Source organism: Pseudonocardia sp. ICBG1034, assembly GCF_020131375.1.
GTDB lineage: Bacteria > Actinomycetota > Actinomycetes > Mycobacteriales > Pseudonocardiaceae > Pseudonocardia > Pseudonocardia alni.
The window spans coordinates 1,758,996-1,771,681 of sequence record NZ_JAHLEK010000015.1; the positions used below are offsets into that span (position 1 = coordinate 1,758,996).

Sequence of the window (12,686 nt, forward strand, 5' to 3'; positions counted from 1 at the left end):
CGGTCGTACCGGGAAGAGAGCCGTCCGCGCACCCCAGCGTGCGGGCGGAGAAGCGTCGGATGTGCGGAGGCAGTTCATGACCGAGACCGTCGGGGGCCCGACGACAGACACCGGTGAGAGCGCGGCGGCCAAGCCGTCGCGTGGCCGCGGGAAGACCGGCGCCAAGCGCGCGCCCGGCCTGACCGTGCAGCGTGTCTTCACCACCGAAGGGGTCCACCCCTACGAGGAGGTGGAGTGGGAGCGCCGCGACGTCGTCATGACGAACTGGCGCGACGGCACCGTCAACTTCGAGCAGCGCGGCGTCGAGTTCCCGCGCAGCTGGTCGGTCAACGCCACCAACATCGTCACCAGCAAGTACTTCCGCGGCGCGGTGGGCTCGGACACCCGTGAGTCCAGCCTCAAGCAGCTCGTCGAGCGGGTCGTCGGCACCTACAAGCGGGCCGGTCTCGAGCACGGCTACTTCGCCACCGAGGGCGACGCCGAGATCTTCGACCACGAGCTGACCTGGATGCTGATCCACCAGGTGTTCAGCTTCAACTCGCCGGTGTGGTTCAACGTCGGGACCGCCAGCCCGCAGCAGGTCAGCGCCTGCTTCATCCTCTCGGTCGACGACACCATGGAGTCGATCCTGAACTGGTACCGCGAGGAGGGCCTGATCTTCAAGGGCGGCTCCGGTGCCGGCCTGAACCTCTCGCGCATCCGCTCGTCGAAGGAGCTGCTGTCCTCCGGCGGCACCGCCTCGGGCCCGGTCTCGTTCATGCGCGGTGCCGACGCCTCCGCGGGCACCATCAAGTCCGGCGGAGCCACGCGGCGCGCGGCGAAGATGGTCGTCCTCGACGTCGACCACCCCGACATCGAGGAGTTCGTCGAGACCAAGGCCAAGGAGGAGGCCAAGGTCCGCGTCCTGCGCGACGCCGGCTTCGACATGGACCTGGGCGGCTCCGACATCACCTCGGTGCAGTACCAGAACGCCAACAACTCCGTCCGCGTCACCGACGAGTTCATGCGCGCCGTCGAGGGGGGCACCGACTTCGGTCTGCGTGCCCGCATGACCGGTGAGGTCATCGAGCGCGTCGACGCCCGCAAGCTGTTCCGCGGCATCGCCGAGGCGGCCTGGAACTGCGCCGACCCCGGCATCCAGTACGACGGCACGATCAACGACTGGCACACCACCCCGGAGTCGGGGCGCATCAGCGCGTCGAACCCGTGCTCGGAGTACATGCACCTGGACAACTCCAGCTGCAACCTGGCGTCGCTGAACCTGCTGAAGTTCCTCGACTCCGACGACCGGTTCGACGCCCGGACCTTCGCCAAGGCCGTCGAGCTGATCATCACCGCGATGGACATCTCGATCTGCTTCGCGGACTTCCCGACCGAGCCGATCGCCGACACCACCCGGAAGTTCCGCCAGCTGGGCATCGGCTACGCCAACCTCGGCGCGCTGCTCATGGCGACCGGCCACGCGTACGACTCCGAGGGCGGCCGCGCGCTCGCCGGGTCCATCACCTCGCTGATGACCGGTGCCGCGTACAAGCGCTCCGCCGAGCTCGCCGGCGTCGTCGGCCCGTACGAGGGCTACGCCCGCAACGCCGAGTCCCACCAGCGCGTCATCCGCAAGCACGCCGCGGAGAACGACCGCATCCGCACCTTCGCCTCCAGCACCCCGGTGCAGAAGCTCGCCACCGAGGTCTGGAAGCAGTGCCAGGACATCGGGCAGGTCAACGGCTGGCGCAACGCGCAGGCGTCGGTGCTGGCCCCGACCGGCACGATCGGCCTGATGATGGACTGCGACACGACCGGCATCGAGCCGGACCTGGCGCTGGTCAAGTTCAAGAAGCTGGTCGGCGGCGGCTCCATGCAGATCGTCAACCAGTCGGTGCGCCGCGCCCTGGACAACCTCGGCTACCAGGCCGAGCAGGCCGAGGCGATCGTCGAGTACGTCGCCGAGCACGGCCACGTGGTCGACGCCCCGGGCATGAAGCCCGAGCACTACGAGGTGTTCGACTGCGCCATGGGCGACCGGACGATCGCCCCGATGGGCCACGTCCGCATGATGGCCGCGGCGCAGCCGTTCCTGTCCGGCGCCATCTCCAAGACGGTCAACATGCCCGAGCGGGCGAGCGTCGAGGACGTCGAGCGGATCTACCTCGAGGGGTGGCGCCTCGGTCTCAAGGCCCTGGCGATCTACCGCGACAACTGCAAGGTCGGCCAGCCGCTGTCCGCGGGCAAGGGCGGCGACAAGAAGGCCGACGCCGAGCCGGAGAAGCACGTCGTCGTCGAGCAGCGGCCGGTCCGCAAGCGGCTGCCGAAGAAGCGGCCCAGCGAGACCGTGTCGTTCACCGTCGGTGGCGCCGAGGGCTACCTCACCGCCGGCAGCTACCCCGACGACGGCCTCGGCGAGATCTTCGTCAAGCTCGGCAAGCAGGGCTCGACCCTGGCCGGCGTGATGGACGCCTTCTCGATGTCGATCTCGGTGGGCCTGCAGTACGGCATCCCGCTGGAGTTCTACGTCTCGAAGTTCTCCAACCTGCGCTTCGAGCCTGCCGGGATGACCGACGACCCGGACGTCCGGATCGCGACCTCGGTGCTGGACTACCTGTTCCGCCGCCTGGCGCTGGACCACCTGCCGTACGAGAAGCGCGCCCAGCTGGGCATCTTCTCCTCCGACGAGCGGTCCGCCCAGGTCGAGAACGACTACGGCACCGGCGAGAAGCTCGACATGGAGGAGTTCCGCTCCTCCGTGCCGACGACCGAGGAGCGCAAGGAGGCCGGTGTCGAGCCGGCGCCGGTCGAGGTCGGCAGCTCCACCGAGCTGCTCGAGCTGCGTCTGGGCAAGGCCGCCGACGCACCGCTGTGCATGACCTGCGGGACGAAGATGCGCCCCGCCGGGTCCTGCTACCTCTGCGAGGGCTGCGGCTCCACCAGCGGCTGCAGCTGACCGACACCGCACCGCGCCGGGGCGGCTCCGACACCGGAGCCGCCCCGGCGCGTGTGGTGGAGGCAGGGATCGGGGACCACGTGACCGAGGACCGCACCGCGGAGGTGGCCGGGCGCCTCGGCGTCGACCCGCGGGTGCTCGCCGTACTCGTCGCCGCCCCGTGGCGCGTCGCGGACGGCCACGACACCGGGCCCGTCGCGGAGCCGGCGGGGGAGCGCGGGACCGTCTACGTCGGTGTCCCGTCCCCGGCGGAGCTGCGCGAGCTCGACCTGCCCGCCGGCGGGCTGCGGCACTTCGGGCTGACCCCGGCCGACCTGCGTCGCGGCGGCTGGACCGACGCCGACCTGCGCTCGGCGGGGCTGCTCCCGCCCGGCGCGACGCCGGACCCGGTGGCCTGGTTCGTCGCCGGGGAGCCGCCGCAGCTGATGCTCGGGTTCGCCCCGGCGGGTCCGGTGCTGCTGGCCCGCCCGGAACCACGACGGGACGGCCGTCTCCCGGTGCTGGACCCGGCGGACGCGGTGGAGGTACCCGTCCTGCCCGGCTGCGACGACCCGGACGGCGACGCCGGGCTCGCCGTCCGCCAGGTGCGCGACGGTCTGCTGCGCCGGGCCCGGCGCCGGCTGACCCACTGCGTGATCTGCCTGCGCCCGGTGCACCGCGCCGCGACGACGCACGGCGCCTGCCACGGCTGTGCCGGCACCTGGCTGGGGTTCGTGTTCTGACCGCGGGCCCGGGGTCAGGTCGCCGAGACCGGTCCCGGCCGCGCCCCGGCGACGCCGGCGGGCGGGGGAGCGGGGCAGCGCAGCAGCTGGCGCCACTGCTCCGGGCTCCACCGCGCCGGGTCGGTGGACCCCAGGAACTCCTCCAGCACCCCGACGAACCGGGCCGGGTCGCTGTGGTGCGGGAAGTGCCCGGCGTCGTCGAAGACCTCCAGCCTGCTGCCCGGCATCGCGGCGTGCGCGGTGCGGGCGTGCGCCAGTGGCACGACGGCGTCCCGGGCGCCCCACACGAGCATGGTCGGCATCCCGCGGGTCAGGTAGCAGCGATCGAGCATGGTCACCACCTGCCCGCGCCAGTCGACGACGGCGCGCAGCGTCCGGATGAACGCCGTCCGGGACGTCGCGTCGGGCAGCGCGTCGACCAGCCGGAGCAGGTCGGCGGCGTCGCGGCCGAGGTCGGCCCCGACCAGGCGCAGCGCGTCCAGGGCCCACCCGAGCTGCCACCGTAGCGGCGGCAGCTGCGAGGCCGCCAGCACCGCGTGCGCACCGGGCAGGCTCACCGCGCGCAGCAGCGACGTGACCTCCGGTCCCGCCCCGCCGGTGCCGACCAGCACGAGACGCTCGGTGCGTTCGGGGTACTGGTAGGCGAACTGCATGGCGACGCCGCCGCCGAGCGAGTGCCCCACCAGCGTCGCGCGGGGCACCCCGAGGACTCCGAGCAGGTCGCGGACCCCGTTGGCGTAGGCGGCGACGGAGTAGTCGGCGCGCGGCTTGTCCGAGTGCCCGTGCCCGAGCAGGTCCGGGGCGATCACCAGGTGCCGGCGGGCCAGTGCGGGGAACACCGCCTCCCACGTGGCCGAGCTGTCGCCGATCCCGTGCACGAGCACGACCGCGGGCCCGGAGCCGGCCACCCGGAACGCCCGCCGGTAGCCGTGCACGGTGCGGAACCGCAGCTCCGAGTCCCGCGGCGGCACGACGCCGAGCCGGTCGCCGACCGGTGCCGGGCGCGAGGTGGGGGCCGCCATCCGCCCGACGGTAGGACCGCCGGGTTACCCCGGTGTTGCCGTCGGCGAACGGCGGTACGGCACCTAGGGTCGACGGCGTGAGCGAGCGCTACCGGGTCGTCCCGGCGTCCTACGTCCTGCTGCTGCGCGGCACCGGTGAACGCACCGAGGTGCTGCTCCAGCTGCGCGCGGGCACCGGCTTCATGGACGGCCACTGGGCCGCCGCCGCGGCCGGGCACGTCGAGGCGGGCGAGGACGCGGCCGCCGCCGCGGTGCGCGAGGCCCACGAGGAGCTCGGCGTCACCGTCGACCCCGCCGACCTCGTCCCGCTGACCGCGGTGCACCGCACCCGGCGCAACGGGAACCCCGTCGACGAACGCGTCGACTTCTTCTTCACCTGCCGACGCTGGGCCGGCGAGCCACGTCGCGCCGAGGACGGGAAGACCGCGGGCCTGGACTGGTTCGCCCTCGCCGACCTGCCCGCCGACACGGTCCCGCACGAACGCGCGGTGCTCGAGGCCCTGCGCGTCGGCGGCGTCGCCGCGATCCGCAGCCACGGCTTCCGGTAGCGGGCTACTCCGGGTCGACGAGCTGGATCTCGACGGTGACGTCCGGGCTGTCGGTGTCGTCGGGGTCGATCGCCCAGTGCAGCACCCAGTCGACCTCGTAGTCGTCGCGCCGCCGGCCGGGCGGGGCGAAGTTGACCCACTCGCCGGCCCGGGGCAGCGTCTGGAACAGGCGCACGAAGTCGGGCTGCTGCCCGATCCTCACCCGCGCGGTGATCGGTGTCTGCGACGACGGGGAGCCCACGGCCGCGATGCTGCCCGACCGGCGCCCCGCGCGCCACGCCCGCCGGTTCAGGGCCGGACGGCGCCCAGGAACCAGCGGTCCACCGAGAAGGGCTCGTCGCCGCAGGACGCGACGCCCGACGCCCACGCGTCGACGTCGGCCCGGGTGAGCCCGCACCGGCCCGGCGCGGCGTCGGCGACCATCTCCCGCAGTGCGGCGCCGTAGCCGGTGGAGGCCGGCCCGCGCATCGGCATCCGGCGCGTCCACTCCCCGTCGAACCCGGCGCGCTGCAGCAGCGGGCCCAGCTCGTAGGGCAGCCGCGACCGCGGCACCGTGGTGCACCACGCGTCGCGGACGCGGCGGTGCCGGTCCTGCCCGGGCCCGGGCCAGTGCAGCGAGGTCCAGTCCGTGTCCAGGACCAGCAGCCGACCGCCCGGGCGCAGGACCCGGTACAGCTCGGCGACGGCCGCCGGCAGGTCCTCGAGGAACTCGAGCACCTGCAGGCAGGCCACCGCGTCGTACGGCCCGCCGGGCAGCGAGCCCGGACCGGCCAGCGCGCGCTGCGTGACGACGGCCCGGGTGCCGCACCGTCGTCGGGCCAGCGTCACCATCACCGGGTCCGGATCGACACCCGTGGCGCCCGGACCGATGGCCCGGGCGACCTCGTCGAGCAGCTGTCCCGGCCCGGTCCCGACGACCAGGATCTGCTCACCGGCCCGCGGATCCAGCAGCTCCAGGGTCCGCTCCCGTTCGGTGCGGGCCTCGGCGGTGTCGTAGGTGTCCGCGACCCGCCGCGCGCTCGCGGCGTCGATCGGCATCATTCCGGCTCGGTGTCTCACCCGCCGGTGTAGCGCGCCGACTCGATCAACGCCTCGACCGACTCGGGTGGTACGCGGAACGAGCGCCCGAAGCGCACCGCGGGCAGCTCCCCGGAGTGCACCAGCCGGTACACCGTCATCCGGGAGACCCGCATCCGGTCGGCCACCTCCGCCACGGTGAGGAACGGCGCGTCCTTCCCGGACCGTTGCTCCGGGATCCCTGCCGCCATGCTGCGCCCCTCCTTCGCCGACCCGCCCCCAGGCCGACCTCTGATCACCGAACGCAGGGACGGTAGCGCGGATCGGACCACCCTCCCGGTGCGAACATGTCCCACCCTCGGGTGGACTGTCCGGAAACTGTCGGCTCTCGGTGTCCGTCCGGACACGCGGGGTGATGACGGGACCCCGTGGGAGGTGCCACGGCCCCGGACGCGCGTGCGCGGTCATCTATCGTCGGGAGGTGACCGCCGCTCCCACCGTGACCGATGACGACCCGGACGGCGACTGGACCGCGCCGGGCGTGTTCCGCAGCGCCCCCGGCGTCTACCGGATCCCGTTGCCGCTGCCGCAGGACGGGCTGCGTGCCGTGAACGTCTACGCACTCGCCGACGACACGGGCTGGACCCTGATCGACTCCGGCTGGGCGATCGACGAGGCCCGCGACCTGCTCGGCAAGGCGCTGGCCGCGCTGGGCTCCGGCTTCGGCGACGTCCGCCGCTTCCTCGTCACCCACGCCCACCGGGACCACTACACCCTGGCCGCGGTGCTGCGCCGCGAGTACGGCACCCGCGTGCTGCTCGGCGCGGGGGAGCGGCCCAACCTGGAGGTCATCACCGATCCCGCCCGCCCGCAGGGCGAGCCCGACCGGACCCGGCTGCTGCGTGCCGGCGCCGCCGGCCTCGTCGACGAGCTCGGCCGGGCCGGGCCGTGGCCGCGTCCGCTCCCCGAGGAGTGGGAGGCCCCCGACGAGTGGATCGCCGACCGTGCCGCCATCGCCGTCGCCGACCCGGCGGGTACCCGCACGCTGACCGCCGTGGAGACCCCGGGGCACACCCGCGGGCACCTCGTGTTCGCCGACGAGGCCCACGAGCTGCTGTTCGCCGGCGACCACGTGCTGCCCCGGATCACCCCGTCGATCGGCCTGCAGCCGTCGCCGGTGGCGAGCCCGCTCGGGCAGTTCCTCGACTCGCTGCGCCTGGTCCGGTCCCGGCCGGACGCGACCCTGCTGCCCGCGCACGGCCCGGTCGGCGGCAGCGCGCACGCCCGCACCGACGAGCTGCTGGCCCACCACGACGTCCGGCTCGCCCAGTGCCGCGACGCCGTCGCCGCGGGCCACCCGACGGCCGATGCCGTCGCCCGGGTCCTGCGCTGGACCCGGCGGGAACACCGGCTGGAGGACATGGACCTGTTCAACCGGACCCTCGCGGTCCTGGAGACCGGGGCGCACCTCGACGTGCTCGCCGACCTCGGCGAGCTGCGCCGGACCGAGGTTCCCGACGCCGCCACCGGGGTCGCCGTCGCCACCTACACCGCCTGACCCGCGCGCCGGGCCACGACACGCCGGGCGCCGTTCACCCGGTCGTCGTGTCGGGGTGGCTCCCCGGAGCGGAATCGGGCAGAGTGAGGCCACCGAAGTCCACTCACGCCACGGAGGTCACCACACCCACATCCAGCACATCAGTACCGCGGGTCCGAGCACCGGCCGCGCTGCGCCGAGGACGTAGGGGAAGACGATCCTCGTCGACGACAGCGGAGGTTGGCAGTGAGCACACGCGGAGTGGTGTTCGTCCACTCGTCGCCGACTGCGGTCTGTCCGCACGTCGAGTGGGCGCTCTCGGGCGTTCTCGGAACGCGGGTCTCCCTCGAGTGGTCCGCGCAGCCGGTGGCGTCCGGTCAGATGCGGGCCGAGTGCACCTGGAGCGGTCCCGCCGGTAGCGGCGGGGCTCTCGCGGGGGCGCTGAGGGCCTGGTCGATGCTGCGGTTCGAGGTGACCGAGGAGCCGAGCCCCGGCGTGGACGGGGAGCGGTTCATGCACGTCCCCGGCCTGGGTATGTGGCACGGCCGCACCAGCGCCAACGGCGACGTCGTGCTGCCCGAGGACCAGCTGCGCACGGTCATGGCCGAGCACGGCGGCGCCGGGCTGTCCCGGCGTCTCGACCAGCTGCTGGGCACGGCCTGGGACGACGAGCTGGAGTCCTTCCGCTTCGCCGGCGACGGCGCGGCGGTGACGCTGCTGACCCACCGGGTCGGCTGAGCCGAGCCGGGCCGGGCAGACTGTCGTCCCATGGGGGGCGAGGAATGAACGGCCGGGCCGCGATCACGGTCGGCGTCCTGCTGGTGGCGCTCGTGGCCGTCGGCGGTGTCGCGTGGACGGTGTCCGGGACGACCCGTTCCGGCGTCGCCCCCGCCTCCGCGCCGCAGACCGTGCCCGACAGCGGCGCGGGCAGCAGCGAGGTGACGATCAGCGCGGGCGCGGCCGAGCATCCGGCGGCCCAGCTGGTGATGCAGCAGGTGCAGCTCTACTTCAACGCCGTCAACGGCCGCGACCACGCCACCTGGACCCGCGTGGTGAACCCCGAGACCGCCGACCGGCAGCCCCGCGAGTCGTGGCTGGAGGGGATCGGCTCCACCACCGACGGCACCATCCGCATCGACCGGATCGACTCCGCGACCGGCGGCGGTGTGCTCGCCCTGGTGCGCTTCATCAGCGTCCAGGACCCGAACGACGGCCCGCCCGGCCTGCATGTCGGCCGGATCTGCTGGCAGGTCGCCTTCCCGATGGCGGGCTCGCCGCCGCGGATGGACGTCGGGAACCCCGACGGGATCCTGCGCGCTCCCTGCTGAGCGGGCGTGCGGGTCCCCGGCCGGGGACCCGCACGGAACCGTCAGGCCTTGGTGAACACCAGCGAGGCGTTGTGCCCGCCGAAGCCGAACGAGTTGTTGACGGCGGCGTCCACGGTCATCTTCCGCGGCTCGCCGGCGACGACGTCCAGCTCGACCTTCGGGTCCTTGTCGGTGAGGTTGAGCGTCGCGGGGACGATGTCGTCGCGCACGCTGAGCAGCGCGATGATCCCCTCGACGGCCCCGGCCCCGCCCACGAGGTGCCCGAGCGCCGACTTCGGTGCGGTGAGCACCGGGTGGTCGCCGAACGCCCGCTTCACGGCGGTCGCCTCGCCCACGTCGCCGACCACCGTGGAGGTGGCGTGGCAGTTGACGTGGACGATGTCGGAGGCGGTCAGACCGGCCCCGGCCACCGCCTTCTGCATCGCCCGGATCTGGCCCTCGCCCTCGGGGTCGGGTCCGGTGATGTGGTACGCGTCGGACGTCAGACCGATCCCGGCGAGGCGGCCGTGCACGGTGGCGCCGCGGGCCTTCGCGAACTCCTCGCGCTCGAGCACGAGCACGCCCGAGCCCTCACCGAGGACGAAGCCGTCCCGCCCGGTGTCGAACGGCCGGGAGGCGCGCTCCGGGTCGTCGTTGCGGGTGGACAGGGTCCGCGACTGCACGAACCCGGCCACGGTGATCGGCACGATGCAGGACTCGGCGCCGCCTGCGAGGACGACGTCGACCTCCCCGTCGCGCAGCAGCTTGTAGGCCCAGGCCAGTGCCTCGGCGCCGGTGGCGCACGCCGAGGCGGGGGAGTGCACCCCGCCCTTGGCCTTGTACTCCAGGCTCACCAGCGCGGCCGGCCCGTTGGGCATGAGCATCGGCACGGTCAGCGGCGAGACCTTGCGCAGCCCGTGCTCCTCGAGCAGGTCGTCCTGCGCGAGCAGGGTCGGCGCGCCGCCGATGCCCGCGCCGATGACGACGGCGAGCCGCTCGGCCTCGACCGCGGCCCCGTCCTCGCCGGGGATCGCGCCGAGCCCGGCGTGCGCCCAGGCCTCCTTGGCGGCGACCATCGCGACCTGCTCGCACCGGTCCATCCGGCGGGCCTGCACGCGGGGCAGGACCTCGGTGGGCTCCACGGCGAGCTGGGCCGAGATGGACACCGGCAGGTCGAACCGCTCGGTCCAGTCGGCCCGGGTGGTTCCCACCCCGGACTTCCCGGCGAGCAGCGCCTCCCAGGTGGAGGCGGCGTCCCCGCCGAGCGGGGTGGTGGCCCCGAAACCGGTGACGACCACTCCGTCGGTCATGACGTCTCCTTCTCCCCGGCGGACAGCGCTACCGGTGCGAGCCCGCCGGTACGGATCACTGGTGCTTGGCGATGAAGTCGACGGCGTCGCCGACGGTCTTCAGCTCGGCGAGCTGGTCGTCCGGGATCTTGGCGCCGAACTTGTCCTCGGCCTGCACGGCGATCTCCACCATCGACAGCGAGTCGATGTCCAGGTCGTCCACGAAGGACTTCTCGGGGGTCACCTCGGCGGTGTCGATGCCGGCGACCTCCTCGACGATCTCGGCCAGCCCGGTGAGGATCTCGGCGTTGTCAGCCACGATGGTTCTCCTTGCGCGGTGGATGGGTGCGGGTGCCAGGTCTCCGGTGCCCCGTCAGGGACAGACGACGACCTGTCCGGCGTAGGACAGTCCTGCGCCGAAGCCTACGAGGAGCAGCACGTCGCCGGACCGTACCCGGCCGGCCGTGCGCATGTGGTCCAGCGCCATCGGGATGGACGCGGACGAGGTGTTGCCGGAGTGCACGATGTCGTCGGCGACGACCATGTCCTCCCGGGCGCCGTGGCGGCGCAGCTTCTTCGCGATCGCCTCGACGATGCGCAGGTTCGCCTGGTGCGGGACGAGCACGTCGATGTCGGCGGGGGTGAGCCCGGCCCGCTCGACGGCGTCGAGCGCGACGGGGGAGATCGCCGTCGTCGCCCACCGGAAGACGGCCTGGCCCTCCTGGTGCAGCTTGTTCGTGGTCTCGCCGAGGATCCGGATGGTCGACGCGTGGTCGCCCGCACTGCCCCAGCTGACCGGGCCGACGCCCACCTCGTCCTCGCCGTCCGCCGGTCCGAGCAGGGCGGCGCCCGCGCCGTCGGCGAAGATGATGCAGGTCGAGCGGTCGTCCCAGTCGACCCAGTCCGAGAGCTTCTCGGCGCCGATGACCAGCACGTGACGGGCCGAACCGGCGCGGATCATGTCCGAGGCGACGGCCGTGGCGTAGCTGAAGCCGGCGCAGGCCGCGTTGAGGTCGAACGCCGCGACGCCGTTCGCGCCCAGGCCGGTCGCCACCTGGGCGGCGGCGTTCGGGATCGGGTTGGGCATCGTGCAGGTCGCGACGATCACGGCGTCGAGCCCGGCCGGGTCGAAGCCGGCGTCGGTCAGCGCCGCCGCCCCGGCCGCCGTCGCCATGGCCGTCAGCGAGGTGCCGGCGTCGGCGATCCGGCGCTCGGCGATCCCGACGCGGCTGCGGATCCACGCGTCGTCGGTCTCGACCCGCTTCTCCAGGTCGGCGTTGGTGACCACGTGCTCGGGCTGGAAGCTGCCGAGGCCCAGGAAACGGGCCCCGGCGACGGTCGGGGTCGCTCGCATGGGGCTCACTTCCCGTGCTCGGAGATCAGGTCGACGGCGGCGTCGAGCTGCTCGGGGGTCTTGAGCGCCAGCGTCGGGGTGCCCTTGACGGCGCGCTTGACCAGCCCGGTCAGCGTCGCGCCCGGGGGCAGCTCGAGGGTCGCGCCGGTCCCGCGGTCGGCGAGGGTCTGCATGCAGGCGTCCCAGCGGACCGGCCGGGTGACCTGCGCGACGAGCCGGCGCAGCGCCTCGGCGCCGGTGTCGACGGTCCCGCCGTCGGCGTTGGACAGCAGCGTGAGCGTCGGGTCCGACACCGGCACCGACGACGCGTGGCTCTCCAGCGCGGCACGCGCGGGCTCCATGTGCGCGGTGTGGAACGCCCCGGCGACCGGGAGCTCCTTGACCCGCGCCTTCTCCGGCGGCGACGCGACGAGCTCGGTGATCGCCTCCTTCGCCCCGGCGGCGACGATCTGGCCCGCCCCGTTGCGGTTGGCCGGGTCGAGACCCAGCTCGGCGAGGCGGGCCAGCACGACCTCCTCCTCGCCGCCGAGCACGGCGGCCATCGAGGTCGGCGCGACGGCGCAGGCGGCGGCCATCTCACGGCCGCGGACCCCGGCGAGGGCGACGGCGGCGTCCTCGGTCAGCACGCCCGCGATCGCGCAGGCGGTGATCTCGCCGATCGAGTGCCCGGCGACGACGGTCCCGGACGGCAGCTCGACCCGCTCGCGCAGGCGGCGCGCGGCCAGCAGGCCCAGGGTGACGATCAACGGCTGGGTGACCGCGGTGTCGGTGATCTCCTCGGCGTCGGCGGTGGTGCCGAGACGCGCCAGGTCGAGCCCGACGGCGTCGGACCAGCCGGCCACGGCCTCCGCCGCGGCCGGGTCCTCCAGCCACGGAGCGAGCATGCCGGGGGTCTGGGCCCCCTGGCCGGGTGCGAGCAGGGCGATCACGGGGACATCACACACCTCTCGGG

The 12,686-nt window shown here is 73.8% G+C and carries 14 protein-coding genes; 6 read left to right on the forward strand and 8 right to left on the reverse strand.

From position 1 onward, the window contains the following. Positions 1 to 76 precede the first annotated feature (76 nt). Together KPF22_RS09780 and KPF22_RS09785 are read left to right on the forward strand one after the other, a co-directional pair. Positions 77 to 2,938: a vitamin B12-dependent ribonucleotide reductase gene (locus tag KPF22_RS09780; RefSeq protein WP_224401804.1), complete on the forward strand. Its 2,862-nt coding sequence runs from the start codon at positions 77 to 79 to the stop codon at positions 2,936 to 2,938. Positions 2,939 to 3,018: 80 nt separating this feature from the next. Continuing rightward, positions 3,019 to 3,660 carry a hypothetical protein gene (locus tag KPF22_RS09785; protein WP_224401805.1) on the forward strand — a complete coding sequence of 214 codons (642 nt, stop codon included), beginning with the start codon at positions 3,019 to 3,021 and terminating at the stop codon, positions 3,658 to 3,660. 14 nt (positions 3,661 to 3,674) lie between these two features. Here KPF22_RS09785 and KPF22_RS09790 read toward each other — a convergent pair whose 3' ends face one another. Continuing rightward, positions 3,675 to 4,682 (reverse strand): alpha/beta fold hydrolase, encoded by a 1,008-nt coding sequence (locus tag KPF22_RS09790; protein WP_224401806.1) that lies wholly within the window; start codon positions 4,680 to 4,682, stop codon positions 3,675 to 3,677. Between the two features lie 77 nt (positions 4,683 to 4,759). Here KPF22_RS09790 and KPF22_RS09795 point away from each other — a divergent pair, with 77 nt between their 5' ends. Then, positions 4,760 to 5,230, forward strand: coding sequence for an NUDIX domain-containing protein (locus tag KPF22_RS09795; protein WP_224401807.1), 471 nt, complete (start codon positions 4,760 to 4,762; stop codon positions 5,228 to 5,230). Between the two features lie 4 nt (positions 5,231 to 5,234). Here KPF22_RS09795 and KPF22_RS09800 read toward each other — a convergent pair whose 3' ends face one another. From KPF22_RS09800 to KPF22_RS09810, 3 genes are read right to left on the reverse strand one after another with little or no spacing between them, the layout of a single operon-like run. Next, positions 5,235 to 5,471 (reverse strand): hypothetical protein, encoded by a 237-nt coding sequence (locus KPF22_RS09800; RefSeq protein ID WP_062396644.1) that lies wholly within the window; start codon positions 5,469 to 5,471, stop codon positions 5,235 to 5,237. A gap of 47 nt (positions 5,472 to 5,518) precedes the next feature. After that, positions 5,519 to 6,271 (reverse strand): methyltransferase domain-containing protein, encoded by a 753-nt coding sequence (locus tag KPF22_RS09805; RefSeq protein WP_224401808.1) that lies wholly within the window; start codon positions 6,269 to 6,271, stop codon positions 5,519 to 5,521. Positions 6,272 to 6,285: 14 nt separating this feature from the next. Beyond that, entirely contained in the window at positions 6,286 to 6,498 is a 213-nt protein-coding gene (locus KPF22_RS09810) for a helix-turn-helix domain-containing protein (RefSeq protein ID WP_224401809.1), read from the reverse strand. A 230-nt stretch (positions 6,499 to 6,728) separates the two neighbouring features. Here KPF22_RS09810 and KPF22_RS09815 point away from each other — a divergent pair, with 230 nt between their 5' ends. The 3 genes from KPF22_RS09815 to KPF22_RS09825 all read left to right on the forward strand — a co-directional run bounded on the left by KPF22_RS09815 (position 6,729) and on the right by KPF22_RS09825 (position 9,112). Next, positions 6,729 to 7,805: an MBL fold metallo-hydrolase gene (locus KPF22_RS09815; RefSeq protein ID WP_224401810.1), complete on the forward strand. Its 1,077-nt coding sequence runs from the start codon at positions 6,729 to 6,731 to the stop codon at positions 7,803 to 7,805. A gap of 225 nt (positions 7,806 to 8,030) precedes the next feature. After that, positions 8,031 to 8,522 (forward strand): DUF3145 domain-containing protein, encoded by a 492-nt coding sequence (locus KPF22_RS09820; RefSeq protein ID WP_043277342.1) that lies wholly within the window; start codon positions 8,031 to 8,033, stop codon positions 8,520 to 8,522. A 44-nt stretch (positions 8,523 to 8,566) separates the two neighbouring features. After that, on the forward strand, positions 8,567 to 9,112 hold the full coding sequence (locus KPF22_RS09825; protein WP_062396637.1) for a hypothetical protein: 546 nt from the start codon (positions 8,567 to 8,569) through the stop codon (positions 9,110 to 9,112). Between the two features lie 41 nt (positions 9,113 to 9,153). On the opposite strand, the gene KPF22_RS09830 is transcribed toward KPF22_RS09825, so the two are convergent. Genes KPF22_RS09830 through KPF22_RS09845 form a run of 4 tightly spaced genes read right to left on the reverse strand, consistent with a single transcriptional unit; the run spans position 9,154 to position 12,663 of the window. After that, the gene (locus tag KPF22_RS09830) at positions 9,154 to 10,401 is read right to left on the reverse strand and encodes a beta-ketoacyl synthase (RefSeq protein ID WP_062396635.1); all 1,248 of its coding nucleotides are present in this window, start codon (positions 10,399 to 10,401) and stop codon (positions 9,154 to 9,156) included. A gap of 55 nt (positions 10,402 to 10,456) precedes the next feature. Next, positions 10,457 to 10,699 (reverse strand): acyl carrier protein, encoded by a 243-nt coding sequence (locus tag KPF22_RS09835; RefSeq protein ID WP_020623056.1) that lies wholly within the window; start codon positions 10,697 to 10,699, stop codon positions 10,457 to 10,459. A gap of 54 nt (positions 10,700 to 10,753) precedes the next feature. Continuing rightward, a complete protein-coding gene (locus tag KPF22_RS09840) occupies positions 10,754 to 11,734 on the reverse strand; it encodes a beta-ketoacyl-ACP synthase III (RefSeq protein WP_208819085.1) in 981 nt (326 codons plus the stop codon). Positions 11,735 to 11,739: 5 nt separating this feature from the next. Then, positions 11,740 to 12,663: an ACP S-malonyltransferase gene (locus KPF22_RS09845; RefSeq protein ID WP_100878358.1), complete on the reverse strand. Its 924-nt coding sequence runs from the start codon at positions 12,661 to 12,663 to the stop codon at positions 11,740 to 11,742. Positions 12,664 to 12,686: the final 23 nt, after the last annotated feature.

Excerpts from the sequence above, each read along its gene's own strand:
- KPF22_RS09780 (WP_224401804.1), top strand. The coding sequence starts at position 77 with ATGACCGAGACCGTCGGGGGCCCGACGACAGACACCGGTGAGAGCGCG.
- KPF22_RS09790 (WP_224401806.1), bottom strand. The coding sequence starts at position 4,682 with ATGGCGGCCCCCACCTCGCGCCCGGCACCGGTCGGCGACCGGCTCGGC.
- KPF22_RS09805 (WP_224401808.1), bottom strand. The coding sequence starts at position 6,271 with ATGATGCCGATCGACGCCGCGAGCGCGCGGCGGGTCGCGGACACCTAC.
- KPF22_RS09810 (WP_224401809.1), bottom strand. The coding sequence starts at position 6,498 with ATGGCGGCAGGGATCCCGGAGCAACGGTCCGGGAAGGACGCGCCGTTC.
- KPF22_RS09825 (WP_062396637.1), top strand. The coding sequence starts at position 8,567 with ATGAACGGCCGGGCCGCGATCACGGTCGGCGTCCTGCTGGTGGCGCTC.
- KPF22_RS09830 (WP_062396635.1), bottom strand. The coding sequence starts at position 10,401 with ATGACCGACGGAGTGGTCGTCACCGGTTTCGGGGCCACCACCCCGCTC.
- KPF22_RS09840 (WP_208819085.1), bottom strand. The coding sequence starts at position 11,734 with ATGCGAGCGACCCCGACCGTCGCCGGGGCCCGTTTCCTGGGCCTCGGC.